The 26913-nt window shown below is 63.0% G+C and carries 35 protein-coding genes; 30 read left to right on the top strand and 5 right to left on the bottom strand.

The window, feature by feature from the left end; genetic code table 11:
* Window positions 1-143 precede the first annotated feature (143 nt).
* From rpsJ to K5X80_RS08300, 30 genes are all read left to right on the top strand, one after another.
* The gene (gene rpsJ / locus K5X80_RS08155) at window positions 144-455 is read left to right on the top strand and encodes a 30S ribosomal protein S10 (RefSeq protein WP_040715017.1); all 312 of its coding nucleotides are present in this window, start codon (window positions 144-146) and stop codon (window positions 453-455) included.
* A gap of 256 nt (window positions 456-711) precedes the next feature.
* On the top strand, window positions 712-1467 hold the full coding sequence (gene rplC / locus K5X80_RS08160; RefSeq protein WP_222557258.1) for a 50S ribosomal protein L3: 756 nt from the start codon (window positions 712-714) through the stop codon (window positions 1465-1467).
* 3 nt (window positions 1468-1470) lie between these two features.
* On the top strand, window positions 1471-2097 hold the full coding sequence (gene rplD / locus K5X80_RS08165) for a 50S ribosomal protein L4 (protein ID WP_222557259.1): 627 nt from the start codon (window positions 1471-1473) through the stop codon (window positions 2095-2097).
* On the top strand, window positions 2090-2398 hold the full coding sequence (locus tag K5X80_RS08170; protein ID WP_222557260.1) for a 50S ribosomal protein L23: 309 nt from the start codon (window positions 2090-2092) through the stop codon (window positions 2396-2398). Before rplD ends, K5X80_RS08170 begins: the two co-directional genes overlap by 8 nt.
* Window positions 2399-2408: 10 nt before the next feature.
* On the top strand, window positions 2409-3245 hold the full coding sequence (gene rplB / locus K5X80_RS08175) for a 50S ribosomal protein L2 (protein WP_222557261.1): 837 nt from the start codon (window positions 2409-2411) through the stop codon (window positions 3243-3245).
* Window positions 3246-3251: 6 nt separating this feature from the next.
* Window positions 3252-3527 carry a 30S ribosomal protein S19 gene (gene rpsS, locus K5X80_RS08180; protein ID WP_222557262.1) on the top strand — a complete coding sequence of 92 codons (276 nt, stop codon included), beginning with the start codon at window positions 3252-3254 and terminating at the stop codon, window positions 3525-3527.
* Window positions 3527-3904: a 50S ribosomal protein L22 gene (rplV, locus tag K5X80_RS08185; RefSeq protein WP_222557263.1), complete on the top strand. Its 378-nt coding sequence runs from the start codon at window positions 3527-3529 to the stop codon at window positions 3902-3904. The genes rpsS and rplV overlap by 1 nt, the downstream gene beginning before the upstream one ends.
* A gap of 3 nt (window positions 3905-3907) precedes the next feature.
* Window positions 3908-4618 carry a 30S ribosomal protein S3 gene (rpsC, locus tag K5X80_RS08190; protein ID WP_021689139.1) on the top strand — a complete coding sequence of 237 codons (711 nt, stop codon included), beginning with the start codon at window positions 3908-3910 and terminating at the stop codon, window positions 4616-4618.
* A gap of 5 nt (window positions 4619-4623) precedes the next feature.
* Window positions 4624-5058: a 50S ribosomal protein L16 gene (rplP, locus tag K5X80_RS08195; protein ID WP_222557264.1), complete on the top strand. Its 435-nt coding sequence runs from the start codon at window positions 4624-4626 to the stop codon at window positions 5056-5058.
* Complete coding sequence (rpmC, locus tag K5X80_RS08200; RefSeq protein ID WP_283249134.1) at window positions 5055-5261, top strand: 50S ribosomal protein L29; 207 nt, start codon at window positions 5055-5057, stop codon at window positions 5259-5261. The genes rplP and rpmC overlap by 4 nt, the downstream gene beginning before the upstream one ends.
* Window positions 5262-5271: 10 nt before the next feature.
* Window positions 5272-5553 carry a 30S ribosomal protein S17 gene (gene rpsQ / locus K5X80_RS08205; RefSeq protein ID WP_222557266.1) on the top strand — a complete coding sequence of 94 codons (282 nt, stop codon included), beginning with the start codon at window positions 5272-5274 and terminating at the stop codon, window positions 5551-5553.
* A gap of 69 nt (window positions 5554-5622) precedes the next feature.
* Window positions 5623-5991 (top strand): 50S ribosomal protein L14, encoded by a 369-nt coding sequence (gene rplN / locus K5X80_RS08210; protein WP_222557267.1) that lies wholly within the window; start codon window positions 5623-5625, stop codon window positions 5989-5991.
* Window positions 5991-6311 carry a 50S ribosomal protein L24 gene (gene rplX / locus K5X80_RS08215; RefSeq protein ID WP_222557268.1) on the top strand — a complete coding sequence of 107 codons (321 nt, stop codon included), beginning with the start codon at window positions 5991-5993 and terminating at the stop codon, window positions 6309-6311. The genes rplN and rplX overlap by 1 nt, the downstream gene beginning before the upstream one ends.
* On the top strand, window positions 6304-6882 hold the full coding sequence (gene rplE, locus K5X80_RS08220) for a 50S ribosomal protein L5 (RefSeq protein ID WP_222557269.1): 579 nt from the start codon (window positions 6304-6306) through the stop codon (window positions 6880-6882). Before rplX ends, rplE begins: the two co-directional genes overlap by 8 nt.
* Window positions 6883-6911: 29 nt before the next feature.
* Complete coding sequence (gene rpsN, locus K5X80_RS08225) at window positions 6912-7217, top strand: 30S ribosomal protein S14 (RefSeq protein ID WP_222557270.1); 306 nt, start codon at window positions 6912-6914, stop codon at window positions 7215-7217.
* A 10-nt stretch (window positions 7218-7227) separates the two neighbouring features.
* Entirely contained in the window at window positions 7228-7623 is a 396-nt protein-coding gene (rpsH, locus tag K5X80_RS08230; protein ID WP_222557271.1) for a 30S ribosomal protein S8, read from the top strand.
* The gene (rplF, locus tag K5X80_RS08235; RefSeq protein ID WP_222557272.1) at window positions 7623-8156 is read left to right on the top strand and encodes a 50S ribosomal protein L6; all 534 of its coding nucleotides are present in this window, start codon (window positions 7623-7625) and stop codon (window positions 8154-8156) included. The genes rpsH and rplF overlap by 1 nt, the downstream gene beginning before the upstream one ends.
* Window position 8157: 1 nt before the next feature.
* Window positions 8158-8496 (top strand): 50S ribosomal protein L18, encoded by a 339-nt coding sequence (rplR, locus tag K5X80_RS08240; RefSeq protein WP_222557273.1) that lies wholly within the window; start codon window positions 8158-8160, stop codon window positions 8494-8496.
* A gap of 2 nt (window positions 8497-8498) precedes the next feature.
* Window positions 8499-9230, top strand: a complete 732-nt coding sequence (rpsE, locus tag K5X80_RS08245; protein WP_222560411.1) for a 30S ribosomal protein S5 — start codon at window positions 8499-8501, stop codon at window positions 9228-9230.
* A gap of 6 nt (window positions 9231-9236) precedes the next feature.
* Complete coding sequence (rpmD, locus tag K5X80_RS08250) at window positions 9237-9413, top strand: 50S ribosomal protein L30 (RefSeq protein WP_222557274.1); 177 nt, start codon at window positions 9237-9239, stop codon at window positions 9411-9413.
* 88 nt (window positions 9414-9501) lie between these two features.
* The gene (gene rplO, locus K5X80_RS08255) at window positions 9502-9990 is read left to right on the top strand and encodes a 50S ribosomal protein L15 (RefSeq protein ID WP_222557275.1); all 489 of its coding nucleotides are present in this window, start codon (window positions 9502-9504) and stop codon (window positions 9988-9990) included.
* A 118-nt stretch (window positions 9991-10108) separates the two neighbouring features.
* Window positions 10109-11473, top strand: coding sequence for a preprotein translocase subunit SecY (secY, locus tag K5X80_RS08260; RefSeq protein WP_222557276.1), 1365 nt, complete (start codon window positions 10109-10111; stop codon window positions 11471-11473).
* A 37-nt stretch (window positions 11474-11510) separates the two neighbouring features.
* The gene (locus tag K5X80_RS08265; protein WP_222557277.1) at window positions 11511-12158 is read left to right on the top strand and encodes an adenylate kinase; all 648 of its coding nucleotides are present in this window, start codon (window positions 11511-11513) and stop codon (window positions 12156-12158) included.
* 289 nt (window positions 12159-12447) lie between these two features.
* Window positions 12448-12816 carry a 30S ribosomal protein S13 gene (gene rpsM / locus K5X80_RS08270; protein WP_222557278.1) on the top strand — a complete coding sequence of 123 codons (369 nt, stop codon included), beginning with the start codon at window positions 12448-12450 and terminating at the stop codon, window positions 12814-12816.
* Between the two features lie 57 nt (window positions 12817-12873).
* On the top strand, window positions 12874-13263 hold the full coding sequence (rpsK, locus tag K5X80_RS08275) for a 30S ribosomal protein S11 (protein WP_021689122.1): 390 nt from the start codon (window positions 12874-12876) through the stop codon (window positions 13261-13263).
* 109 nt (window positions 13264-13372) lie between these two features.
* Window positions 13373-14431, top strand: a complete 1059-nt coding sequence (locus tag K5X80_RS08280) for a DNA-directed RNA polymerase subunit alpha (protein WP_222557279.1) — start codon at window positions 13373-13375, stop codon at window positions 14429-14431.
* 123 nt (window positions 14432-14554) lie between these two features.
* The gene (gene rplQ / locus K5X80_RS08285; protein WP_222557280.1) at window positions 14555-14974 is read left to right on the top strand and encodes a 50S ribosomal protein L17; all 420 of its coding nucleotides are present in this window, start codon (window positions 14555-14557) and stop codon (window positions 14972-14974) included.
* A 318-nt stretch (window positions 14975-15292) separates the two neighbouring features.
* Window positions 15293-17497 (top strand): prolyl oligopeptidase family serine peptidase, encoded by a 2205-nt coding sequence (locus tag K5X80_RS08290; RefSeq protein WP_261390478.1) that lies wholly within the window; start codon window positions 15293-15295, stop codon window positions 17495-17497.
* Between the two features lie 136 nt (window positions 17498-17633).
* Window positions 17634-18221: a hypothetical protein gene (locus K5X80_RS08295; protein ID WP_222557281.1), complete on the top strand. Its 588-nt coding sequence runs from the start codon at window positions 17634-17636 to the stop codon at window positions 18219-18221.
* 150 nt (window positions 18222-18371) lie between these two features.
* Complete coding sequence (locus tag K5X80_RS08300) at window positions 18372-18890, top strand: hypothetical protein (RefSeq protein WP_222557282.1); 519 nt, start codon at window positions 18372-18374, stop codon at window positions 18888-18890.
* 270 nt (window positions 18891-19160) lie between these two features.
* Here K5X80_RS08300 and lpdA read toward each other — a convergent pair whose 3' ends face one another.
* From lpdA to mdh, 5 genes are all read right to left on the bottom strand, one after another.
* A complete protein-coding gene (lpdA, locus tag K5X80_RS08305; RefSeq protein WP_222557283.1) occupies window positions 19161-20561 on the bottom strand; it encodes a dihydrolipoyl dehydrogenase in 1401 nt (466 codons plus the stop codon).
* Window positions 20562-20685: 124 nt separating this feature from the next.
* Entirely contained in the window at window positions 20686-21912 is a 1227-nt protein-coding gene (odhB, locus tag K5X80_RS08310; RefSeq protein ID WP_222557284.1) for a 2-oxoglutarate dehydrogenase complex dihydrolipoyllysine-residue succinyltransferase, read from the bottom strand.
* A 38-nt stretch (window positions 21913-21950) separates the two neighbouring features.
* Window positions 21951-24809 (bottom strand): 2-oxoglutarate dehydrogenase E1 component, encoded by a 2859-nt coding sequence (locus K5X80_RS08315; protein WP_222557285.1) that lies wholly within the window; start codon window positions 24807-24809, stop codon window positions 21951-21953.
* A 136-nt stretch (window positions 24810-24945) separates the two neighbouring features.
* Window positions 24946-25836: a succinate--CoA ligase subunit alpha gene (gene sucD / locus K5X80_RS08320; protein WP_021689112.1), complete on the bottom strand. Its 891-nt coding sequence runs from the start codon at window positions 25834-25836 to the stop codon at window positions 24946-24948.
* 27 nt (window positions 25837-25863) lie between these two features.
* Window positions 25864-26826, bottom strand: a complete 963-nt coding sequence (gene mdh / locus K5X80_RS08325; RefSeq protein ID WP_222557286.1) for a malate dehydrogenase — start codon at window positions 26824-26826, stop codon at window positions 25864-25866.
* Window positions 26827-26913: the final 87 nt, after the last annotated feature.

Genomic DNA, 26913 nt, shown 5'->3' on the forward strand with positions numbered 1-26913 from the left:
ATTCGGCCGGTCGGAATTCTGGGGGTCGCCCCGTTCCCGTGAACCTTCCTTGAAGGTCCGGTGATGTGGGGCGGTCTTCATTTTTATTTGGGGGTGGCCGATCGATGGTCGTTCCCTTGGCTCTTTCGCATCGGTAAGTGGACATGGAAGCTCAGAACATCCGCATTCGCCTCAAGGCGTTCGATCATCGCGTGCTCGACCAGGCAACTGGCGAAATTGCGGAAACCGCCCGCCGCACCGGCGCTCTTATTCGTGGGCCCATTCCGCTGCCGACGCGCATCGAGAAGTTCACCGTGAACCGCGGTCCGCACATCGACAAGAAGTCGCGCGAGCAGTTCGAGGTCCGCACCTACAAGCGGCTGCTGGATATCGTGCAGCCCAACGCCCAGACGGTCGATGCGCTGATGAAGCTGGATCTCGCCGCGGGCGTGAACGTCGAAATTAAGCTGGCCTAATCGCCGGTTTGCCCCTAAGGGCGGCAGCGACTCCCGCACGTCGTTAAAAGCGCGGGTTGGGTGGGCGAAATCGCCATCCGTGAAATCAGGGATACCTCCGGCCGAACCTGCGGGTTTCTGCCGGGCAAGCGTCCCCCGTCTCGCGACCTCTTTTTGGGGAAGCGGTGTTTCAGCCCGGACGGGGCTCGCTTCACATTTTGGGCTGAACACGCCTTCGCGGGATGGGCCCGCGTAGGCCTCTGTAGGAGTATGGATCATGCGCACTGGCGTGATCGCTAAGAAAGTCGGGATGACCCGCCTGTTCCAGGAGGATGGCCGCCACGTACCGGTCACCGTTCTGGCGCTGGAGGATTGTCAGGTCGTATCCGTTCGTACCGACGAGAAGGACGGTTACACCGCCCTCCAGGTTGGTTCGGGCGAGGCCAAGCAGAAGAACGTCAACAAGCCGCAGCGTGAGCACTTCGCCAAGGCGAGCGTGCCGCTCAAGCGCAAGGTTGCGGAATTCCGCGTCGCTGAAGATGCGGTTGTCGAAGTCGGTTCGACCATTGCGGCATCGCACTTCGTTGCCGGCCAGCTGGTCGACATCACCGGTCACACGCAGGGCAAGGGCTTTGCGGGCGCCATGAAGCGCTGGGGCTTCGGGGGTATGCGTGCGTCGCACGGCGTCTCCATCAGTCACCGTGCGCACGGTTCGACCGGTCAGCGCCAGGATCCGGGCCGCGTCTTCAAGAACAAGAAGATGGCCGGTCACATGGGTGATCGTCAGCGCACGCAGCAGAACCTCGAAGTCGTTCGCACGGACGATGAGCGTGGCCTGATCTTCGTGAAGGGTTCTGTCCCCGGTTCGAAGAACGGCTGGCTGCTCGTTCGCGATGCGGTGAAGGTCGCGCGTCACGCCGAAGCGCCGTACCCCGCTGGCCTCAAGGGCCTGAACAGCAATGATGCGGCGCCTGCCGACACGCCTGCCGATGCGGCACCGGCGGTCGAGGCGGCCGAAGGCCAGGAGGGCTAAGTCGTGAAGGTCAAGGTACAGACCCTGGAAGGCGGCAAGGCCTCCGGCGACATCGAACTTTCGGATGCCGTGTTCGGTCTCGAACCGCGCGCCGACATCCTGCACCGGGTTGTCACCTGGCAGCTCGAAAACCGTCGCGGTACGGCTCGTCCGACCCGCGAGCGTTCGGACGTTGCCCGCACCGGCAAGAAGTGGGGTCGCCAGAAGGGCGGCGGCACGGCTCGTCATGGCGACCGCAAGGCTCCGATCTTCATCGGCGGTGGTAAGGCTCACGGCGCCCGCGCTCGTGATTTCGGCCAGTCGCTGAACAAGAAGGTGCGCGCGCTGGGCCTCAAGATGGCTCTCTCGGCTCGCGCCAAGGAAGGTCTCGTCATCGTCGACAGCCTCGAGCTGAAGGATGCCAAGACCAAGGCGCTCGCCGGTCAGCTCGCCAATGCGGGCTGGGGCAAGAAGGTGCTGGTGATCGACGGTGAAGCGGTGAACGAAGGTTTCGCCCGCGCCGCCGGCAACCTGCCGAACATCAATGTGCTCCCGGCTGTCGGCGCGAATGTCTACGACATCCTGAAGCATGACACGCTGGTGCTGACCCGCGCGGCGGTCGAAAAACTGGAGGCGCGGTTCAATGGCTAAGAAGCAGGACGTGGATGTGCGTCACTACGACGTGATCCTTTCGCCCCACATCACCGAGAAGGCCACGCTGTTGTCGGAAAACAACGCGGTTGTCTTCAAGGTCGCCGATAGCGCCACCAAGCCGCAGATCAAGGAAGCGGTCGAGGCTCTGTTCGACGTGAAGGTCAAGGGTGTGAACACTCTTGTCCAGAAGGGCAAGACGAAGCGCTGGAAGGGCAAGCCCTACAAGCGCTCCGATGTGAAGAAGGCGGTTGTGACGCTGGCCGAAGGCCAGTCGATCGACGTCACCAGCGGTATCTGAGGCGCGGATCATGGCACTGAAGAACTACAAACCGACGAGCCCCGCGCGCCGCGGACTGGTCCTCGTCGACAAGTCCGGCCTGTGGAAGGGCAAGCCGGTCAAGGCGCTTACCGAAGGTAAGACCAAGACCGGTGGCCGTAACAACAAGGGCCACGTGACCTCGCGCGGTATCGCTGGCGGTCACAAGCAGAAGTATCGTTTCATCGACTTCAAGCGCCGCAAGTGGGACGTTCCTGCTACGGTTGAGCGTCTGGAATACGACCCCAACCGCACGGCGTTCATCGCGCTGATCAAGTACGAAGACGGGGAACTGGCTTACATCATCGCTCCGCAGCGCCTCGGCGTTGGTGATACGGTGGTGGCCGGCGAACGCGTCGACGTGAAGCCGGGCAATGCGATGCTCCTGTCGCAGATGCCGGTCGGCACGATCTGCCACAACGTTGAAATGAAGCCGGGCAAGGGCGGCCAGATCGCTCGCTCTGCCGGTGCGTACATCCAGATCGTTGGCCGTGACCGCGGCCTGGTGATCGTTCGCCTGAACTCGGGCGAACAGCGTTACCTGCGTGGCGATTGCATGGGTACGGTTGGCGCGGTGTCGAACCCCGACAACTCGAACCAGACGCTGGCGAAGGCCGGTCGTCGCCGCTGGATGGGCCGTCGTCCGCTGACGCGCGGTGTTGCGAAGAACCCGGTCGATCACCCGCACGGCGGTGGTGAAGGCCGCACCTCGGGTGGCCGTCATCCGGTGACCCCGTGGGGCAAGCCGACCAAGGGCGCCCGGACCCGCAACAACAAGCAGACGGACAAGATGATCATCCGTTCGCGTCACGCGAAGAAGAAGAGGTAAGCGATAATGGCTCGTTCCGTCTGGAAAGGTCCGTTTGTCGACCTGCACCTGCTGAAAAAAGCAGAAGACGCCCAGGAATCGGGTGGCCGTGCGCCGATCAAGACCTGGTCGCGTCGTTCCACCATCCTGCCGCAGTTCGTTGGTCTGACGTTCAGCGTCTACAATGGCCAGAAGTTCGTTCCCGTTGCGGTGAATGAGGAAATGGTCGGTCACAAGCTTGGTGAATTTGCGCCGACGCGCAATTTCCCCGGCCACGCCGCCGACAAGAAGGGTAAGCGCTGATGAGCAAGCAGAAAGCTCCCCGCCGCGTCGCCGATAACGAGGCGCTGGCTGTCGGCACGACCATTCGCGGTTCGGCTCAGAAGCTGAATCTGGTCGCTGGCCTGATCCGTGGCAAGAAGGCCGAGGATGCGTTGAACATCCTCACTTTCTCGAAGCGGGCGATGGCGCAGGATGCCAAGAAGGTTCTCGCTTCGGCGATCGCCAACGCGGAAAACAACCACAATCTGGATGTCGACTCGCTCGTCGTTGCGGAAGCAAGCGTCGGCAAGTCGGTCACCATGAAGCGTTTCCACACGCGGGGCCGTGGCAAGTCCACGCGCATCCTCAAGCCGTTCAGCCGGCTGCGCATTGTGGTCCGCGAAGTCGAGGAGGCCTGATCCATGGGTCAGAAGAGCAATCCGATCGGCCTGCGCCTGCAGATCAATCGCACCTGGGACAGCCGTTGGTACGCCGAAGGGCGTGACTATAGCCAGCTGCTCAAGGAAGATCTCGAAATCCGCAAGTTCATCGTCGAAAACCTGCCCCAGGCAGCGATTTCGAAGGTGGTGATCGAGCGCCCGGCCAAGCTGTGCCGCGTGTCGATCTATGCGGCCCGTCCCGGTGTCATCATCGGCAAGAAGGGCGCGGACATCGAGAAGCTGCGCGCCAAGCTGTCGAAGATGACCGCCAGCGAAGTGAAGCTGAACATCGTTGAAATCCGCAAGCCGGAAATCGATGCCAAGCTCGTCGCCCAGGGCGTCGCCGATCAGCTCATTCGCCGTGTGGCTTTCCGCCGCGCGATGAAGCGGGCCGTGCAGTCCGCTCTCCGCCTCGGCGCGGAAGGGATCAAGATCACGTGCGGCGGCCGTCTCGGCGGTGCTGAAATCGCTCGTGTGGAATGGTACCGCGAAGGCCGCGTGCCGCTGCACACGCTGCGCGCCAATGTCGATTATGCCGAAGCCGAAGCGCTGACCGCATACGGCATCATCGGGATCAAGTGCTGGATCTTCAAGGGTGAGATCCTCGGCCACGATCCGATGGCGCAGGACCGGTTGATGATGGAGGCCCAGACCTCCGGCGTGCGTCCGGCACGTGATGACCGCAGGAACTAAGAGTCATGCTGCAACCTAAGAAAACCAAGTTCCGCAAGGCATTCAAGGGCCGTATCCACGGTGATGCCAAGGGCGGTACGTCGCTGAACTTCGGCTCCTACGGTCTCAAGGCGCTTGAGCCCGAACGGATCACCGCTCGCCAGATCGAAGCGGCTCGCCGTGCGATCACGCGTCACATCAAGCGTCAGGGCCGTCTCTGGATCCGCGTTTTCCCCGACGTGCCGGTTTCGAAGAAGCCTGCCGAAGTCCGTCAGGGTAAGGGCAAGGGTTCGATCGAATACTGGGCAGCACGGGTGAAGCCGGGCCGCATCCTGTTCGAACTCGATGGCGTTCCGGGCCCGCTCGCCGCAGTGGCGTTCCAGCGCGCTGCGATGAAGCTGCCGATCAAGACCAAGGTCGTTGCCCGACTGGGCGACACGTCGCACCTGGGAGCTGAATGATGGCCAAGACTGAAGACTTCCGCGCGAAGACCGACGATCAGCTCACCGCTGATCTGGGCGAATTGAAGCGCGAGCAGTTCAATCTGCGCTTCCAGGCAGCGACCAACCAGATCGAGCGTCCCGCTCGCATCAAGGAAGTGCGCCGCCAGATCGCGCGTATCAAGACGCTGCAGGGCGAGCGCGCCCGCGCTGCGAAGGCTTAAGGAGCACACGATGCCGAAGCGTATCCTGATCGGGACCGTGGTCTCCGACAAGACCGACAAGACTGTGACGGTGCTTGTCGAGCGTAAGGTGAAGCACCCGCTGTACGGGAAGATCATCCGCCGCTCGAAGAAGTACCATGCCCATGACGCGGACAACGCCTACAAGACTGGCGAAACCGTCCGCATCGAGGAAACCCGTCCGATCTCCAAGACCAAGACCTGGCAGGTGATCGAGCGCGTTCAGGCGGGCAAGGGCCAGGCTGTCGAAGCCAACCTCGACGTTGAGGCCTGAGGCAGCAACAGACGTTTTTTGGAACTGCCGGACTGGTTCCGGCAAGCCGAGTGAGAAGGAACCGGATCTATGATCCAGATGCAATCCAATCTCGACGTCGCGGACAACAGCGGCGCGAAGCGCGTCCAGTGCATCAAGGTGCTGGGCGGGTCTAAGCGCCGTACCGCTGGCGTCGGCGACGTGATCGTCGTCTCCGTGAAGGAGGCGCAGCCGCGCGCCCGCGTAAAGAAGGGCGACGTTCATCGCGCCGTGATCGTGCGCACCAAGAAGGACGTTCGCCGTCCCGATGGCAGCGTGATCCGCTTCGACAGCAATGCCGCGGTGCTCGTGAACAAGAACGAGGAGCCGATCGGCACCCGTATCTTCGGCCCGGTGGTGCGCGAACTGCGCGGCCGCGGCTTCATGAAGATCATTTCGCTCGCTCCGGAGGTGTTGTAATGTCCGCTGCGAAGATCAAGAAGGGTGATAGCGTCGTTGTCCGTTCGGGCAAGGACAAGGGCCGCACCGGCACTGTCCTCCAGGTCATGCCGCAGGACGGCAAGGTCCTGGTGCAGGGCGTGAACATCGCTGCTCGCCACCGCAAGCCGACCCAGACGAACCCGCAGGGCGGCATCGACCGCCGCGAGGCGCCGCTGGCGATCTCGAAAGTTGCGCTCGCCGATCCGAAGGACGGCAAGCCGACCCGCGTTCGCTTCGAAGTCAAGGACGGCAAGAAGGTCCGCGTTGCCGTGAAGTCCGGGGAGACCATCGATGGCTGACAAGTACACCCCGCGTCTCCGCCAGCGTTACGACGCTGAAATCGTCAAGGCGATGACGGAGAAATTCGGCTACGAAAACCCGATGCAGGTGCCGAAGCTCGAAAAGATCACGCTCAACATGGGCGTGGGCGAAGCGAGCCAGGACAAGAAGAAGGTCCAGACGGCCGCTGAGGAAATGGAACTGATCGCCGGCCAGAAGCCGGTTATCACCAAGGCGAAGAAATCGATCGCGCAGTTCAAGCTGCGTGAAGGCATGCCGATCGGTTGCAAGGTCACCTTGCGCCGCGAACGCATGTACGAATTCCTCGACCGTCTGGTGACGATCGCCATGCCGCGTATCCGCGACTTCCGCGGGCTCAACCCGAAGAGCTTCGACGGGCGGGGCAATTACGCCATGGGCGTGAAGGAACAGATCATCTTCCCCGAGATCAGCTATGATCGGATCGAAAAGGTCCGGGGTCTGGATATCATCGTCACCACCACCGCGAAGACCGACGAAGAAGCACGCGAACTGCTGCGTCTGTTCGGTTTCCCGTTCCCGGCTGACGCCGAACAGAAGGAAGCGGCGTGAGCCGCCGCTGAGGAAGAGAGCTTAAGTCCATGGCGAAACTGAGTTCCGTGAACAAGAATGAGCGTCGCAAGAAGCTCGTTCAGAAGTATGCGGCGAAATATGCCAAGCTGAAGGCGATTGCCGACGACCAGTCGGCAGACGAAACCGATCGGCTGATGGCCCGTCTGAAAATGGCGGAAATCCCGCGTAATGCTAACCCGACCCGCGTGCGCAACCGTTGCGCAACCACGGGCCGTCCTCGCGGTTATTACCGCAAGTTCGGTCTCTGCCGCATCGAACTGCGGAATCTGGGCAACAAGGGCCTGATTCCCGGTATGACGAAGTCGAGCTGGTAAGGATCATCACATGGCATTGACCGATCCCCTGGGTGATATGCTCACCCGTATCCGCAACGGCCAGCGGGCGAAGAAGGACTCCGTCCTTTCGCCGGCTTCCAACCTGCGTGCGCGTGTTCTCGAAGTTCTTCAGCGCGAAGGCTACATCCGTGGCTTCAGCGAAGACGAAACCGGCAAGCACAAGCAGCTGCGGATCGAACTGAAGTATTTCGAGGGCGAACCCGCGATCAAGCACGTCGCCCGCGTGTCCAAGCCGGGCCGCCGGATCTATTCGGGCAGCAAGGAGCTGCCGATTGTCCGCAACGGTCTCGGCATCACCATCGTCTCGACGCCGCGCGGCGTGCTTTCGGATGCCGAAGCGCGCGCCCACAACGTCGGCGGCGAAGTGCTGGCGGAGGTGTTCTGATGAGCCGCATTGGCAAGAAGCCGGTTGCGATTCCGGGCGGCGTGACCGCCAATATCGCGGACGGCGTTCTCACTGTGAAGGGGCCGAAGGGCACTCTCACGCTGACGCTCGCTGACGAAGTCACCTATGCGCTCGAAGATGGCAGCATCTCGGTGCAGCCGGCGAACGATTCGAAGCGCGCCCGCTCTTTCTGGGGCATGCAGCGCACGCTGGTGTCGAACCTGGTGGAAGGCGTTACGGAAGGCTTTTCCAAGACGCTCACCATCACCGGTGTCGGCTATCGTGCGAACGCACAGGGCAAGAAGCTGAAGCTTCAGCTCGGCTACAGCCATGACGTCGATCTCGACGTGCCGGAAGGTCTGGACGTGAAGACGCCCGACCAGACGACCGTCGAAATCAGCGGCGTCGACAAGCAGCAGGTGGGGCAGTTCGCTGCTGAAATCCGTCGCTGGCGCAAGCCCGAACCCTACAAGGGCAAGGGTATCAAGTACCGCGGCGAGTTTATCTTCCGCAAGGAAGGGAAGAAGAAGTAAGATGGCCAAGCTTTCTCTTTTCGACCGTCGCCGCCGCCGCGTGCGGACGGCGCTCAAGGCCCGCGCTGGCGGTCGCCCGCGGCTGTCGGTGCATCGTTCGGGCAAGCACATCTATGCCCAGATCATCGATGACGCCGCTGGCCGCACGCTGGCTGCTGCTTCGACTCTCGGCGGCAAGGGCGGCAACATCGATGCCGCCGCCAAGGTCGGCGCGGACATCGCTGCCGCTGCCAAGCAGGCGGGCGTGACCACTGTCGTGTTCGATCGCGGTGGCTTCCTGTTCCATGGCCGCGTCAAGGCGCTGGCCGACGCTGCGCGCGAAGGCGGGCTGGAGTTCTGATGATGGCTGACGAGAACAACAACCAAGAAACCCCCGTGGTCGAAACCGCTGCTCCCGAAGCGGCGGCAGGCGAACAGGGCGGTCAGCAGCGCGAAGGTCGCGGCCGTGGCCGTGGCCGTGGCGGCGAACGTGGTGAAGGCCGCGGGCGTGGCCGTGGGCGCGACGATCGCCGTGGCGGCCGCAACCAGGAAGAAGAAGGCGAAGAGCTGATCGAAAAGCTCGTGCACATCAACCGCGTCTCGAAGACGGTGAAGGGCGGCAAGCGCTTCGGCTTCGCGGCTCTGGTTGTGGTGGGCGACGGCTCGGGCCGCGTCGGTTTCGGTCATGGCAAGGCGCGCGAAGTGCCGGAAGCCATCACCAAGGCGACCGCTTCCGCCAAGAAGAAGATGATCCGCGTTCCGCTCAAGGAAGGCCGCACGCTCCACCATGACGGCAAGGGCCGTTACGGCGCGGGCAAGGTCAATGTCCGCTCGGCTCCGGCCGGTACGGGCATCATCGCCGGCGGTCCGATGCGCGCCGTCTTCGAAAGCCTGGGCGTTGCCGACGTGGTGACCAAGTCGGTCGGTACGTCGAACCCCTACAACATGATCCGCGCCACGTTCGATGCGCTCGTCAACCAGACTTCGCCGAAGTCGGTGGCGCAGCGTCGCGGCAAGAAGGTCGCCGACCTTCTCGGCCGTGGTGGTGCGAACGAGGCCGAGGCGGAAGCCGAAGCCGCGGCCATCGTGGAGTAAGCGAACATGGCGAAGATCAAGATCAAGCAGATCGGTTCGCCGATCCGTCGTCCGGAAAATCAGAAGAAGATTCTGATCGGCCTGGGCCTGGGCAAGATGCACAGGGTCGTCGAGGTCGAGGATACCCCGGAAGTGCGTGGTGCGATCGCCAAGCTGCCGCACATGGTGGCTGTGGTCGACTGAACCGGCTTACAGTTGACGGAGGGGGCCCGGGCGAGTACCGGGCCTTCTCTATTTTTGGCGCGAACAAAGCGAAAGCGAGTGCAGAATCATGAAACTCAACGAACTCCGTGACAACAATGGCGCCCGCAAGGGGCGTATGCGCATCGGCCGTGGTATCGGTTCGGGCAAGGGCAAGACCGGCGGTCGTGGCCAGAAGGGTGCCAAGGCGCGCTCGGGCGTTTCGATCAACGGCTTCGAAGGCGGCCAGATGCCGCTGCACATGCGCATTCCGAAGCGCGGCTTCAACAACCCCTTCGCCAAGGACTATGCCGAAGTGAACCTGGGCATGATCCAGAAGTTCATCGACGCGGGCAAGCTCGACGCCAAGCAGGTCGTCGATCATGCGGCGCTGCAGGCGGCGGGTCTCGCCCGTGGCGGCAAGGACGGCGTGCGTCTGCTGGGCAAGGGCGAACTGACCGTCAAGGTCCAGTTCAAGGTTGCCGGCGCCTCGAAGGGCGCGGTTGCGGCGGTCGAAAAGGCGGGCGGTTCGGTGGAAGTCACCGCTCCGGCCAAAGCCAAGGCCGAAGCTTCCGAATAATTCGGATAATTGCGGCGGGCGGGGGTTATGAAATCTCCGCTCGCTCGCTATATGGGCGGCCACACCAGACAGGTCGTTTCCGCGCACAGGCGCGGCCCGGATAAGGTACAGTCACTCCATGGCATCACGCGCCGATAATCTCGCGAGCAACCTCAGCCTCGCCAATTTCTCCAAAGCCACGGAACTCAAGAAGCGGATTTGGTTCACGGTCGGTGCGCTGATCGTTTTCCGGTTTCTCAGCTTCGTGCCGCTGCCGGGCGTGAATCCGCTGATCCTGCAGGACCTCTACGCGCAGACGCGCGGGGGCATTCTCGACATTTTCAACACATTTTCGGGCGGCAGCCTTGAGCGCATGAGTCTTATCGCGCTCGGCGTCATGCCCTACATCACGGCCTCGATCGTGGTGCAGCTTGCCGCATCGCTCCATCCCGCGCTGATGGCGCTGAAGAAGGAAGGCGAAAGCGGCCGCAAGAAGCTCAACCAGTACACCCGGTACGGCGCGGTGCTGCTGACGGTGATTCAGGGCTGGTTCGTCGCCACCGGGCTCGAAGCCTACGGCGCGCAGAGCGGGCTCCAAGCGGTGGTCGATCCCGGCTATATGTTCCGCGTCGGCGCGGTGATCAGCCTTGTCGGCGGGACGATGTTCCTGCTGTGGCTGGGCGAACAGATCACCAGCCGCGGCATCGGCAACGGCGTGTCGCTGATCATCATGGCCGGCATCGTCGCCCAGTTCCCGACGTTCACTTCGAACCTCATGGGGCAGTACAGCTCGGGCTCGACCAGCAGCTTCACCATCGTGGCGATGATCCTGATGATCGTCGGCCTGATCATGATCATCTCGTTCATGGAACGCGCGCAGCGCCGGCTGCTGATCCAGTACCCCAAGCGGGCCAGCCAGCGCGGCATGATGCAGGCGGATCGTTCGCACCTGCCGCTCAAGCTCAACACCGCGGGTGTGATTCCGCCGATTTTCGCAAGCTCGCTGTTGCTGCTGCCGCTGACGATCAGCCAGTTCGCCGGGCAGTCGGTTTCGCCCGACACCACGATGGGCAGCATCATCGTGACGATGAACCAGTATCTCCAGCACGGGCAGCCGCTCTATATGACGCTCTACGCGCTGGGCATCGTGTTCTTCACCTTCTTCTATACCGCGGTGGTCTTCAATCCGGAGGAAACGGCGGAAAACCTGAAGAAGAATGGCGGCTTCATTCCGGGCATCCGTCCGGGCAAGAACACCGCCAGCTATCTCGATTATGTGCTCACGCGGATCACGGTCATCGGGGCGATCTATCTGACGCTGGTCTGCGTCGCGCCGGAATTCCTGCTGGCCGAAACGGGCGTTGCCCTGTTCTTCGGCGGCACCAGCCTGTTGATCGTGGTGAACGTCACGGTCGACACCATCACCCAGATCCAGTCGCATCTGCTCGCGCACCAATATGGCGATCTGATCAAGAAAGCCAAATTGAAAGGCCGGCTGCGCTGAGCGGCCCGGGGCGCTTTAGAACAACAGGGAGAGCAGCGTGAATATCATTCTTCTCGGGCCGCCAGGTGCGGGGAAGGGCACCCAGGCGCAACGTCTGGTCGAGCGTTTCGGCATGCGCCAGCTTTCGACCGGCGACATGTTGCGCGCCGCGGTGAAGGCCGGGACGCCGGTGGGCCTCAAAGCGAAAGCCGTGATGGAAGCGGGCGAACTGGTTTCGGACGATATCGTGTCCGCGCTGATTTCGGACGAACTGGCCGCGATGGGCCCGGAAACGGGCGCGATCTTCGACGGCTACCCCCGGACCGAAGCCCAGGCGGAATCGCTCGATGGTATTCTCGCCAGCCACGATCGCCAACTCGATCATGTCATCGAACTGGATGTGGACGAGGATGCGCTGGTCGAGCGGATCACCGGCCGCTTCACCTGCGCGCAGTGCGGGAAGGGCTATCATGACACGTTCGAACAGCCCAAGGTTGCCGGCGTGTGCGACAAGTGCGGTTCGACCGAGTTCAAGCGGCGGCCCGACGACAACGAGGAAACCGTGCGCACGCGCATGGCCGAATATCGCGCCAAGACCGCGCCGATCCTGCCGTTCTATGAGAAGCGCGGCATTGTCGCGCGGGTCGACGGCATGGCGCAGATGGACGATGTGACCGCTGCGATCGAAGCGATTCTCAAAGGCTGAACCCATCCGCTTTTGACGGATAGCCATGGGTTTGTTATAAATGGCCGTCGCTACCGCGTGAACAACGCGCGGTAGCGCTGCCGCATGGGAAGTCGCCTGTTGACCTCGGGCGCGAATCGCCCTAAGCGCCCCTTTCACTCGAAAGTTCGGATGAGTCCGGTCGGCTTCGCTATGGCAAGCTATCCGGGCTTTTTGCCATCCTGGCCGTCCGGAGATTGTCGCAGTGGCTTTAGCGTTGAGATAGAAGGCTGCGGCGTATCCGCTACCTTCTGTGGAGCAGGAGAATTAAGTGGCTCGTATTGCCGGGGTAAACATCCCCACCAACAAGCGCGTGATTATCGCGCTCACCTACATTCACGGTATCGGTCCCAAGGCCGCCAAGGATATCGCTGACAAGCTGGGCATTGATCATGCCCGCCGCGTGCAGGATCTGTCGGACGCCGAAGTGCTCCAGATCCGCGAAGCGATTGACGCCGAATACACCGTGGAAGGTGACCTTCGTCGCGAAACCGCGATGAACATCAAGCGCCTGATGGATCTCGCCTGCTATCGTGGCCTGCGCCATCGCAAGGGCCTGCCCGTTCGCGGTCAGCGCACTCACACCAACGCCCGCACCCGCAAGGGCAAGGCCAAGCCGATCGCTGGCAAGAAGAAGTAAGCACGGGCCGGGCAACCGGAACCGCTTTTCTTCCCTACTGAGGACAGGACACGAACTATGGCACGCGAACCCCAGCGCATTCGGCGCCGCGAGCGTAAGAACATCACCAGCGGCGTCGCGCACGTGAACGCCAGCTTCAACAACACCATGATCACCATCACCGATGCCCAGGGCAATGCGATCAGCTGGTCCAGCGCCGGTATGATGGGCTTCAAGGGCAGCCGCAAGTCGACCCCCTATGCCGCGCAGGTCGCTGCGGACGACGCCGGCAAGAAGGCGGCCGAACACGGCGTGCGTACCCTGGAAGTGGAAGTGAAGGGCCCGGGTTCGGGTCGCGAAAGCGCTCTGCGCGCGCTGCAGGCGGTGGGCTTCACCATCACCTCGATCCGCGATGTGACCCCGATCCCGCACAATGGTGTCAGGCCTTCGAAGCGCCGCCGCGTCTGATTTGAACCTGCCTGGCGGCCTGACGAGGCCGCCATCCTTCGGATCGGCCGCGAGCGCTCACAAAGCGCCCAGCGGCCGTTCCCGCCAGATAAAACCCTAGGGGAATTACATGTCCGTCAATATCAAGAACTGGCAGGAACTGAAGAAGCCCAACAGCCTTGACATCAAGCCCGGCGGTGACGGCAAGCGCAAGGCGACTTTCGTCGCGGAGCCTCTCGAACGTGGTTTTGGTCTGACGCTCGGCAATGCGCTGCGCCGTGTGCTGCTCTCGTCGCTCCAGGGTGCGGCGATCACCTCGGTCAAGATCGAAAACGTGCTGCACGAGTTCTCGTCGCTCGCGGGCGTGCGTGAAGACGTGACCGACATCGTGCTCAATATCAAACAGATCGCGCTGAAGATGGAAGGCGAAGGCGCCAAGCGTCTCCAGCTGTCCGCCACGGGGCCGGCCGAAGTGAAGGCCGGCGATATTGCCGTTTCGGGCGATATCGAAGTGATGAACAAGGATCTCGTGATCTGCCGCCTCGACGAAGGCGCGACGCTGAACATGGAACTGACCGCCGACACCGGCAAGGGCTACGTTCCGGCGGTGCAGAACCGCCCGGCCGATGCGCCGGTCGGCCTGATCCCGGTCGATTCGCTCTATTCGCCGGTTCGCCAGGTCAGCTACAAGGTCGAGAACGCCCGCGTCGGCCAGGAACTGGACTACGACAAGCTTTCGCTGACCGTGGAAACCGACGGCACCGTGACGCCGGAAGATGCGGTGGCCTATGCCGCGCGCATCCTGCAGGACCAGCTCGCGCTGTTCGTACATTTCGAAGACGCGATCCCGCAGGGCCCGACTGCCGTCATCGGCGGCGTGGCCGTTGCTCCGGAAGAAAGCGACGCCAATCAGCTCAACCGTTACCTGCTCAAGAAGGTGGACGAACTGGAACTGTCGGTGCGTTCGGCCAACTGCCTCAAGAACGACAACATCATCTACATCGGCGATCTGGTCCAGAAGACCGAAGCCGAGATGCTGCGCACGCCGAACTTCGGCCGCAAGTCGCTCAACGAGATCAAGGAAGTCCTTTCCTCGATGGGGCTGCGCCTCGGCATGGATATCCCTGGCTGGCCGCCGGAAAACATCGAAGAAATGGCCAAGAAGCTCGAACAGGAACTTCTCGGCTAAGCAGAGACAAGAAGCAGCCCCGGTTTCGGCCGGGGCGCTTTTTCAGGGGAAGCGGGCTGACCCCGAAAACAGCCGGTACCGGGCTACCTGACACGGGCCCCTTACGAACGAAGGAAGTGAAACATGCGTCATAAACTCGCTGGCCGTAAGCTGCAGCGCCGTTCCGGCCACCGCGCCGCTCTGCTGCGCAACCTGGCCGCTTCGCTGATCAAGCACGAGCAGATCCTGACCACCACGCCGAAGGCGAAGGAACTGCGTCCCTACGTCGAAAAGCTGATCACGCTCGCCAAGCATGGCGGCCTGTCGAACCGCCGTCTGGCGCACAGCCGCCTGATGGACGAGGCGCAGGAAAAGAAGCTCTTCGAAGTGCTCGCGGAACGCTACAAGGGCCGCGACGGCGGTTACACCCGCGTGATCAAGGCCGGTATCCGCGCTTCGGACGCCGCGCCGATCGCGATCATCGAACTGGTCGACCGTGACGTTGATGCCAAGGGCCAGGACAGCGGCCCGGTGGCCAATGAGGAAGAACTGGCCGACGCATAAGCGGTCTTTTCCTTTCCAACCCATTGTAAGGGCGGTCGCGGATGCTAGCTTCGCGGCCGCCCTTTGCTTTTGGGGTGTTGTTTGGAGGAGGTTGATCGCTTGAAAGACAGCGGCGAGAAAACACGATGCCTCTTCTTCGTCATGCTGAACTTGTTTCAGCATCCATTTCTCCCCATGCACAGTTTCTCAATCCTGAGAAATGAACCCTGAAACAAGTTCAGGGTGACGGTTGTGTATCTGAGAGGCTCGCTATTTCATGCTGTCTTTGCGAACTATATGGCCTCTCCGCTTTTCCGTCGTCGTTCGTTGGAGCCTGTCATGCGGTCATTCGCGCACCTGATATCCGGTGCAGCCCTCGTTGCCCTGCTTGCCGCCGCATCGCCGGGCCATGCCGAAACGGCGCAGCCCGCCGCCGTCATAACGGCCACCCCCCAGACCGGAAGTGCCATGCCTCTGTCCTATCCCGAAACGCGCCGCGACACCGTGACCGAAACCCATTTCGGGGAAACCATAGCCGATCCCTACCGCTGGCTGGAGGAGGACGTGCGCAACGCGCCGGAGGTGGCCGACTGGGTGGCCCGGCAGAACGCGTTGACTCATTCCGAACTGGCCAAATTGCCGGGCCGCGCGTGGTTTGCCGCCAAGATCGGCGACCTGATGGATTTCGAACGCTTTTCCATCCCGGTGAAAGCGGGAGGGCAATATTTCTACGAACGCAACGCCGGGCTTCAGAATCAGCCGCAACTGTTCGTCCGCAAGGGCCTGAATGGCAAACCGCGCCTGCTGCTCGATCCGGCGGCATGGTCGAAAGGCGGCACGACGGCGCTTGATACCTGGAAGCCGTCGCCCGATGCCCGGTACGTGCTGTACAGCGTGCAGGAGGACGGCAGCGACTGGCGGCGGCTCGAAGTGCTGGACGTGCGCACCGGCAAGCGCCTGCCCGATACCGTCCGCTGGGCCAAGTTCACCAGCCTCGCCTGGGTGGGGGAGGAAGGTTTCCTCTATTCGCGCTTCGCCGAGCCTGCCGCCGGGCAGGATTTTCAGGCGCTGAACTACAATCAGGCGATCTATTATCACCGCCTCGGCACGGATCAGAGCGCGGATGAACTGGTCTATGCCACCCCCGATCATCCGGAGCGGGGGCATGTCGCCGATGTCACCTATGACGGGCGCTGGGCGGTCATCACCAGTTCGGTCGGCACCGATTCGCGGTATGAGATCCATGCCATCGATCTGGCCAAGCGGGCACGGGAGGGCTGGTTCGCCCGGCCGCTCATCACCGGGTTCGACAACGCGTGGAATCTGATCGAAGGCACGGGTGGAGTGCTGTGGTTCACGACCAACGAGGATGCGCCCCGGTTCCGCGTGGTGGCGATAGATCTCGATGCCGCCGCGCCGCGCTGGTACGAAGTGGTGAAGCAGGCGAACGAGACGATCAACGCCGCTTCGCTGGTCGGCAATCGCCTGATCGTGTCCTATCTCAAGGATGCCGCGTCGCGCGCGCTGATTTTCGAACTGGGCGGTACGCGGGTGGACGAGATCAGCCTGAACGGCCTCGGCACCGCCAACGGCTTCACCGGCAAGCCGGGCGATCCTGAAACCTTCTACAGCTTCGCCAGTTTCAACCGCCCCGCGGGGATTTACCGGATGGAGCTGTCCACCGGGAAAATGCAGCCGTTCGCGCTGCCGAAGCTGACGTTCGATCCCAATGCCTATGTTGTGGAACAACGCTTCTACACGTCCAAGGACGGGACCCGCGTGCCGATGTTCCTGGTGCGCAAGCGCGCCGTGGCCGAAGCGGGCCGGGCCGTGCCCACGATGCTCTATGGCTATGGCGGGTTCGATATTGCGCTGACGCCCGGATTTTCGGCGGTGCGTATGGCGTGGCTGGAGGCGGGCGGGGCCTTCGCGCTCGCCAATGTGCGCGGCGGCGGGGAGTACGGCAAATCGTGGCACGACGCCGGGCGCCTGGGCAACAAGCAGAACGTGTTCGACGATTTCATCGCAGCGGGGGAATATCTCAAGGGCGAAGGGATCACGACGCCGCACGGCCTGTCGATCGAGGGCCGCTCCAACGGCGGGCTGCTGATGGGCGCGGTGACCAATCAGCGCCCCGATCTGTTCGACGCCGTTCATGCCGCGGTGGGGGTGATGGACATGCTGCGGTTCGATCGCTGGACGGCCGGGCGCTATTGGGTGGACGATTACGGACGCCCGGACAAGGAAGCCGATTTCCGCGTCCTGCGGTCCTATTCGCCCTATCACAACATCCGTTCGGGCGCGGATTATCCGGCAATACTCGTGACCACCGCCGATACCGACGATCGCGTGGTGCCGGGGCACAGTTTCAAATATGCCGCCGCGCTGCAAGCGGCTTCCATCGGTGACAAGCCGCATCTGATCCGCATCGAAACCGGGGCAGGGCACGGTTCGGGCAAGCCGACCGACAAGCAGATCGCCGAAGGGGCGGACGTGCTGGCGTTCCTCGCCCGCTGGACGGGGCTGGAGATCCCGCAAGAGTAGTGAATGCCGTGTTCAGATAAAATGGTGGTTTTATGAATGGATGCTGTCGCGCAAGTTCAGCATCATCTCATCGCCGGGGGGCTAGACCGTTTCCATTGTCGGGCAGTGTGCCGCGACCCGCAGTGAGGATAAAGCAATGATGTCTGTTTCGAAGGCTCTGATTGGAACCGTTGCCGCCGGAGCGATGGCGGTGACGTCCGCTTCCCCGGCCATAGCGCGTGACCGTGACGATGGCATCGGCGCGGGCGAGATTATCGCCGGTGCGCTGGTGATCGGCGGGATCGCGGCGATTGCTTCGGCCGCGTCCAACGATCGCGGATATGATCGTGGATACGATCGCTATGGCTATGACGACGCCTATGCGCGTTACGGCTATCGCGACCGCAACGATTACAACCGCCGTGGCAATCCGCGCAGCGCGGTGGAAATGTGCGTCCGCGCCGCCGAACGCGATGCGAGCCGCTATTCCTATGGCCGGGCGAAAGTCACCGATATTCGCGATATCGACCGCAAGAACGGCGGCTACACCGTCAAAGGCCGGATCGCAGTGAACAACATGGGCCGTGGCTGGCGCAATGGCGACAGCATCTACGGCCGTGGCTGGGGCGGCGACTATCGCGGTTGGGACCGGCGCTACCGCGGCTACGATTCCGGCAGCTTCACCTGCAAGGTGCGCTATGGCCGGGTTGTGGATATCGATTACAAGAATATCCGTGGGCTGTAATAATTCGGCCAATGCATGATGATGTCCGGGATTGCAGGCGATCCCGGACATTTTTTCTGCCGTTATTCAGCCTGTCGCAAGTCTTCCGCATGTAATTGTCATATTGCCTCGCAGTCGATATTCCGTCGACTCGTGTGAAAGGGTTCGAAAATGAGCCGTTTTGCCTTTCGTTCTTCTCTCGCCCTTGCTCTGGCCGCCACTGCTTCGATGGTGGCGAGCCCGGTTTTTGCGGCGCAGCTTTCCCTTCCCGCCGCTCCGGCGGCCCCTGTCGCGCACAGCGCCACTGGGGATGACGGGGCGGTGCTGAATCACAGCCGCGGCCGCTATCCCGGCTATGGCCGCTATCACCGCCACAATCGCGGCGGGATCAGCGGCGGCGATGTGCTGGCGGGCGTTCTGGTGCTGGGCGGCATTGCCGCGATTGCCAGCGCGGCGAGCAACGCGAAGCGCGACCGCGACACCTATCGTGACCGCGATTACCCCTACCGCGATGACGATTACCGCTATCGCGACAATCGCCAGGACGAGCGTTATCGCGATGGCTACGATCAGGGTTATCGCGATGGCCGGGATGCGGGTGACGGCTATTACGACGGCGCATCGAGCCGCGATTCGCAGTGGAACGATGACGATTACGCCCGCGCCCGCGAAGCGCAGGGCGGCTACTGAGTAACGCCGCCGGTCCTGGCTGGAGGGAGGGGCGCAGGCTCTCTCCCTCCCGTCCTTTCTCGTCATGCTGAACTTGGTTCAGCATCCATCTCTCCCCATGCACGGTTATCCGATCCGGAGAAATGGACCCTGAAACGAGTTCAGGGTGACGGGCGGATGAGGGCGCACACCGCATTTCCTCCACCCGCGCACCCCTGAAACGAAAAACCGGAGGCGATCGGCAAGGATCGCCTCCGGTTCCGTATGGGCTTCCGGCAAAGCCGGGCGGTGTCACATATGGATCGGCTTGCCGCGCACGGCCATGGCCGCTTCCTTGATCGCTTCCGAATGCGTCGGGTGTGCGTGGCAGGTGTAGGCGATATCTTCCGACAGAGCGCCGAATTCCATCGCCTGCGCCACCTGCGCGATCATCGTGCCCGCGACGGAGGCGATGACCCAGGTGCCGAGCACGCGATCGGTCTTCGCGTCGGCGATCACTTTCACGAAGCCATCGGGTTCGTGGTTGGTCTTGGCGCGCGAATTGGCGAGCATCGGGAACTTGCCGACTTTGACTTCGTACCCGGCTTCCTTTGCCGCTTCCTCGGTCAGGCCCACGCCCGCGATTTCCGGCGCGGTATAGACCACGCTGGGGATCACGGCGTGATTCACGATGCCGATCTGCCCGGCGATGTTCTCAGCCACGGCGATGCCTTCGTCCTCGGCCTTGTGCGCCAGCATCGGGCCGGGGATCACGTCGCCGATGGCCCACACGCCGTCCGCCTTGGTGCGGAAATCGTGGTCGGTCTCGATCTGGCCGCGCTGGTTGGTGGTAAGGCCGGCGGCTTCGAGATTGAGCCCGTCGGTGTTCGGGCGGCGGCCGATGGACACCAGCACAACATCGGCTTCGATCACTTCGGCATCGCCGCCGGCGGCGGGCTCGACCGTGACCTGCGCGCTCTTGCCGGTGACGGTCACGCCGGTGACCTTGGTGCCGAGCTTCAGCGTCATGCCCTGTTTCTTGAAGATCTTGCCGGCTTCCTTGCGCACGTCCATGTCCATGCCGGGCAGGAGCTGATCGAGGAATTCGACCACCGTCACCTCCGCGCCGAGGCGGCGCCAGACGGAGCCGAGTTCGAGGCCGATCACGCCGCCGCCGATCACCACCATCTTCCGCGGCACGGCTGCCAGTTCGAGCGCGCCGGTGCTGTCCACCACCACGCCGCCGGCGTTGTCGATTTCGACGCCGGGGAGCGGCGTGACCGAGGAGCCGGTGGCGATGACCACGTTCTTCGCTGTCACCGTCTTGCCCGCGACATCGACGGTGTGCGCGTCCTTGAACGCGGCGTAGCCTTTCAGCCAGTCGACCTTGTTCTTCTTGAACAGGAATTCGATCCCGCCGGTCAGGCCTTTCACCGCGTCCTTGCGCTGGCCCTGCATGGTGTCGAGATCGAGTTCGGGGGTGACCTTGATGCCCATCGCCGCCATCGCGCCGCCCTTGGCCGCTTCGAAATATTCCGAAGCGTGCAGCAGCGCCTTGCTGGGGATGCAGCCGACGTTGAGGCAGGTGCCGCCCAGCGTTTCGCGCCCTTCGGCGCAGGCGGTTTTCAGGCCGAGCTGCGCGGCGCGGATCGCGGCGACATAGCCCCCCGGTCCAGCACCGATGACGAGAACATCGTAGTCGTATTCAGCCATGTGTGGCCTCCGTGCGCTCATGCATCCGACAAATTCGGCACGAGCGGAAAATAGTCAATTCAACTCTGATGCGAAAACCCCGCCCGGCCCATGTTTTCCGGGGGGCGGGCGGGGCTTGTCAGGCTCAAAGGTCGATCAGGATGCGGGTCGGGTCCTCGATCGCTTCCTTGATGGTCTTGAGCGCGGTCACCGCTTCGCGGCCATCGATGATCCGGTGATCGTAGGACAGCGCGATGTACATCATCGGACGGATCACGATTTCGCCGTTGCGAACGACCGGGCGATCTTCGATCCGGTGCAGGCCGAGCACGGCCGACTGCGGCGGGTTGATGATCGGGGTCGACATCAGGCCGCCGAACACGCCGCCGTTGGAAATCGTGAATGTGCCGCCTTTCATGTCTTCCATGGTCAGCGTGCCGTCCTTGGCCTTCTTGCCATATTCGGCGATGGCCTTCTCGATCCCGGCGAAGCCCAGCTTGTCGCAATCGCGCACCACGGGGACGACGAGGCCGTTCGGGGCCGAAACCGCGATCGAGATATCGACATAGTCGTGATAGACGATTTCATCGCCATCGACCTGCGCGTTGACCGCCGGGATATCCTTGAGCGCCAGCACCGAAGCCTTGGCGAAGAACGACATGAAGCCCAGCTTGATACCGTGCTTCTTCTGGAACACGTCCTTGTATTTCTCACGCGCTTCGATGACCGCCGACATGTCGACGTCGTTGAACGTGGTGAGCAGGGCGGCGGTGTCCTGTGCGCTCTTGAGGCGCTTGGCGATAGTCTGGCGCAGGCGCGTCATCTTGACGCGTTCCTCGTTGCGGCCCGCACCGGCAGGGGCTGCGGCCGGGGCCGCATCGCTGGCAGTTGCAGGCGCCGCCGGGGCGCTGTCCTTCGCCTTGGCGGCGGCGAGCACGTCTTCCTTGGTCAGGCGGCCATCCTTGCCCGAACCCTTGATCGTCGACGGATCGACGCCGTGTTCGAGCACCGCGCGGCGCACGGCGGGGGAGAGCGTCTGCGCGCCATCGCTATCCTGCGCGGCGGCGGGGGCCGCTGCCGGTGCGCTGGCGGAGGGGGCAGGGGCGGCCTTCGCGGCGGGGGCCACGCCCGCGCCGTCGGCGGAAAGCAGCGCGATCACCGCACCCACTTCCACCGTATCGCCCACGGCGACCATGTGCTGCGCCAGCACGCCATCGCTCGGCGCGGGGACTTCCACCGCGACCTTATCGGTTTCGAGGCTGACGATGGGCTCATCCGCTTTCACCGCGTCGCCCGGCTGCTTCAGCCATTCGCCCACGGTGGCTTCGGTAACCGATTCACCCAAAACGGGGACTTTGACTTCGATCGTCATCTTTGTGTTCCCTGTCCGACTAGGACTTTAAATGACTGTTACTGGCTGGCGGGCTTGCCGGCACTGGCGGGTTCGAGCGCACTGGGCAGGCCATATTGCGGTTGATCGCCGCCCGGCAGGCCGAGCGCCCGGTTGACCAGTGCTTCCTGCTGCGCGGCGTGGCGTTTGGCCAGCCCGGTTGCGGGCGAAGCCGATGCATCGCGCCCGGCGTAGGACGGACGCATGCCCTTCTTGCCAGCGGCGGTGAGAGCCGCTTCGAGCTGGCTTTCGACGAAGAACCACGCACCGTTGTTCTTCGGTTCTTCCTGGCACCAGATCACGTCTTCGAGATTGTCCATCTTCGCGAAGCGTTCGGTCAGCGGTTCGCCGGGGAAGGGATAGAGCTGTTCGATGCGCACGATCGATACGTCTTCCAGCCCTTCGGCATCGCGCTTCTCAAGCAGATCGTAAGCGACTTTGCCCGAGCACAGCACGAGGCGGCGAACCTTGTCGTCGGCAATCGCGGTCGTGTCGCTGACGATGCGGCGGAAGTGGCTGTCGCCGGTGAATTCCGCTGCCGTGCTCTTGGCCAGCGGATGGCGCAGCAGCGATTTCGGCGCCATGATGATCAGCGGCTTGCGGAACGGCCGCAGCATTTGCCGGCGCAGGACGTGGAAGTAGTTCGCCGGAATCGTGATGTTGCAGACCTGGATATTGTCGTCCGCGCAAAGCTGGAGGAAGCGTTCCAGGCGCGCGGAACTGTGCTCCGGCCCCTGGCCTTCGTAGCCGTGCGGCAGCAGCATGACGAGGCCGTTGGCGCGCAGCCATTTCGCTTCGCTGGCGGCGACATACTGATCGATCACGATCTGCGCGCCGTTGGCGAAATCGCCGAACTGCGCTTCCCACAGCACCAGAGTCTTCGGATCGGCGGAGGCGAAGCCGTATTCGAAGCCGAGCACGCCGTATTCGGAAAGCGTGCTGTCATAGACTTCGAACTTGCCGTGCGGCAGCGTCGCCAGCGGCACGTACTTGTGTTCGTCCTTCTGGTCGATCCAGATCGCGTGGCGCTGGCTGAATGTGCCGCGGCCCGAATCCTGGCCGGACAGGCGCACGCCGAATCCTTCCATCGTCAGGCTGCCGAACGCCAGCGCTTCCGCCGTCGCCCAGTCGAAGCCTTCGCCCTCGGCGAACATCTTGCGCTTGGCATCGATCACGCGGCCCAGCGTCTTGTGGATCGTCAGATCGTCCGGCACCGTGGTCAGCGTGCGGCCGAGGCTTTCGAGCAGCTTGGGCTCGATCGCGGTGGCCACGTTGCGGCGCGCGGTTTCCGGATCGGCGGGCTTGTTGAGCCCGGCCCAGCGCCCACCGAACCAGTCGGCCTCGTTGGGCTTGTAGGTCTTGCCGGCTTCGAATTCCTCATCGAGCAGCTTCACGAAATCGTCGGTCGTCTGCTGGACGAAGCTGTCGTCGATGACGCCTTCTTCCTTCAACCGTTCGGCGTAGATCGCGCTGATCGGCGGATGCTGGCGAATCCGTTCGTACATCAGCGGCTGCGTGAAGCCGGGCTCGTCACCCTCGTTGTGGCCGAAGCGGCGATAGCACCACATGTCGATCACCACGTCGCGCTTGAAGCGCTGGCGGTATTCCATCGCCAGCTTGCAGGCGAATGTCACCGCTTCCGGATCGTCGCCGTTCACGTGCAGGATCGGCGCCTGGACGCCTTTCGCCACATCCGAGGGATAGGGTGAATTGCGGGCGAATTTGGGGCTGGTGGTGAAGCCGATCTGGTTGTTGATGATGAAATGGATGCAGCCGCCGGTGGAATAGCCGCGCACGCCCGAAAGGCCGAAGCATTCCCACACGATGCCCTGTCCGGCAAAGGCCGCGTCGCCGTGGATCAGCACGGGCAGGACCTGCTCGTGGCTGTCGAGATCGTCACGCAGGGCCTGCTGCGCGCGGACTTTGCCCAGCACCACCGGGTCCACCGTTTCGAGGTGGCTGGGGTTGGGGACCAGCGACATGTGCACGCTCACGCCGTCGAATTCGCGGTCGGTGCTGGTGCCGAGGTGATATTTCACGTCGCCCGAGCCGCCGACATCTTCCGGGTTGGCGCTGCCGCCCGAGAATTCGTGGAAGATCACGCGATAAGGCTTGGCCATCACGTTGGCGAGCACGTTCAGGCGGCCACGGTGGGCCATGCCGTAGACGATGTCGCGCACGCCGTACTGGCCGCCGTATTTGATCACCGCTTCGAGCGCGGGGATCATCGATTCACCGCCATCGAGGCCGAAGCGCTTGGTGCCGACGTATTTCTTGCCGAGGAACTTTTCGTACTGTTCCCCGCGAATGACAGCGGCGAGAATGGCCTGCTTGCCGAGAATGGTGAAATCGATCGACTTGTCGGCGCCTTCCATCCGCTCCTGGAGGAAACGGCGTTCCTCGACATCGGCGATATGCATGTATTCGAGGCCGACCTTGCCGCAATAATTGGTGCGCAGGATTTGCACCAGTTCGCGCGGGGTCGTCCATTCGAGGCCGAGATTGCCGCCGACATAGACCGGGCGATCGAGCGCTTCGCCGGTGAAGCCGTAGTATTCGGGCGTCAGTTCGGCGGGCGTTTCGCGCACCGAAAGGCCGAGCGGATCGAGATCGGCGGCGAGATGGCCGCGCACGCGATAGATGCGGATCAGCAACATGGCGCGGATCGATTCGTCCGCCGCCCGCACGATGGCGCTTTCGTCCATCGGCTTGCCGGATTTCGCGGCGGCCTGCTTGACCGCCACCTGCATTGCGGTGGGGTCGAGCCCCTGGGTCAGATCGTCTTCCGCTTCGCCGCCGACCAGCGGCCAGCGGGCGTTCTGCCATGACGGTCCTTGTTGCGGGCCATCAGGGATGAAATCGTGGCTTTCGTTGCCCATTAGGGTCACCTCTGGTCGCCAGGCTGTCTATCGAGCCTTGCCAATGCAATGTCCCAACCGCGTTACACTCCTCGCACGGCAGGGGACGGCCGCGAGGAGGGAGGGGCCCCGCGCGAAGGCAGGGCCCGATCCGTGCTTATACGAGTTCCTTGAGGAGCCCATCCAGCGTTTCGCCGAGCAGCGACGGCGAGGGGGAGACGCGGATGCCCGCTTCTTCCATGGCCGCGATCTTGTCTTCGGCGCCGCCCTGGCCGCCCGAGACGATAGCGCCGGCGTGGCCCATGCGGCGGCCCGGAGGCGCCGTGCGGCCCGCGATGAAGCCGACCATCGGCTTCTTGCGGCCGCGCTTGGCTTCGTCCTTGAGGAACTGCGCGGCTTCTTCTTCGGCGCTGCCGCCGATTTCGCCGATCATGATGATCGACTTGGTTTCGTCGTCGGCCAGGAACAGTTCCAGCACGTCGATGAAGTTGGTGCCGTTGACCGGATCGCCGCCGATGCCGACCGCGGTGGTCTGGCCGAGGCCGATGTTGGTGGTCTGGAACACGGCTTCATAGGTGAGCGTGCCTGAGCGGCTGACCACGCCGACCGAACCCTTCTTGAAGATCGAACCGGGCATGATGCCGATCTTGCATTCGTTGGGGGTGAGGACACCGGGGCAGTTCGGGCCGATCAGGCGCGACTTCGAACCCTGCAGGGCGCGCTTCACGCGGACCATGTCCAGCACCGGGATGCCTTCGGTGATCGCCACGATCAGTTCCATTTCGGCGTCGATCGCTTCGAGGATCGAGTCGGCCGCGAACGGCGGCGGAACGTAGATGCACGAAGCGGTGGCGCCGGTGACGGCCTTAGCTTCGGCAACGGTGTTGAAATTGGGCAGGCCGATGTGGGTCGTGCCGCCCTTGCCCGGGGTCACGCCGCCGACCATCTGCGTGCCGTATGCCAGCGCCTGTTCGGTGTGGAAAGTGCCGGTGGCGCCGGTCATCCCCTGGGTGATGACCTTGGTGTTCTTGTCAATGAGAATGGACATGAAAAACTCCTGGGGAGACGAAAGGGATCAGGCCAGCGAGCTGTCGATGCCCTTGCAGGCATCAAGCAGTTCCTTGACCGCGTCGACCGAGACCTGGAAGTTGGTTTTGGCTTCGGTGTCGAGTGCGATTTCGACGACCTTTTCCACGCCGCCCGCACCGATCTGCACCGGCACGCCGACATAGAGACCGTCAACGCCGTACTGGCCGTCGACATAGGCGGCGCAGGGCAGAATGCGCTTCTGGTCGTTGAGATAGGCTTCCGCCATGGCGATGCCCGAAGCGGCCGGGGCGTAGAACGCCGAACCGGTCTTGAGCAGGCCGACGATTTCGCCGCCGCCCGAACGGGTGCGCTGCACGATGGCGTCGATGCGTTCCTGCGTGGACAGGCCCATCTTGACGAGATCGGGAACGGGGATGCCGTTGACGGTCGAATATTCGACCACCGGCACCATGGTGTCGCCGTGGCCGCCGAGCACGAAAGTGTTCACGTCCCGGATCGAAACGCCGAATTCCCAGGCGAGGAACGTGCTGAAACGCGCCGAATCGAGCACGCCGGCCATGCCGACGACCATGTTGTGCGGCAGGCCCGAGAATTCGCGCAGCGCCCAGACCATCGCATCGAGCGGGTTGGTGATGCAGATCACGAAAGCGTTGGGGGCGTGGTTCTTGATGCCTTCGCCGACCGACTTCATGACGTTGAGATTGATGCCGAGAAGATCGTCGCGGCTCATGCCCGGCTTGCGGGCGACACCGGCGGTGACGATGATCACGTCCGCGCCCGCGATATCGGCATAGTCGTTGGTGCCGGTGATCTTGGCGTCGAACCCTTCGACCGGGCCGCACTGCGACAGGTCGAGCGCCTTGCCCTGCGGCACGCCTTCGACGACGTCGAACAGAACGATGTCGCCCAGTTCCTTCTGGGCGGCGAGGTGAGCGAGAGTGCCGCCGATATTACCGGCGCCGATGAGGGCGATCTTCTTGCGAGCCATGATGAGTGGATTTCCTTCCCGTCTGGAGGACATTTCTGGCATTTGGGCAAGCCACACCACAGGCGGCGGCGCCCGGCTAAAACTCGG

Source organism: Caenibius sp. WL, assembly GCF_019803445.1.
Classification (GTDB): domain Bacteria; phylum Pseudomonadota; class Alphaproteobacteria; order Sphingomonadales; family Sphingomonadaceae; genus Caenibius.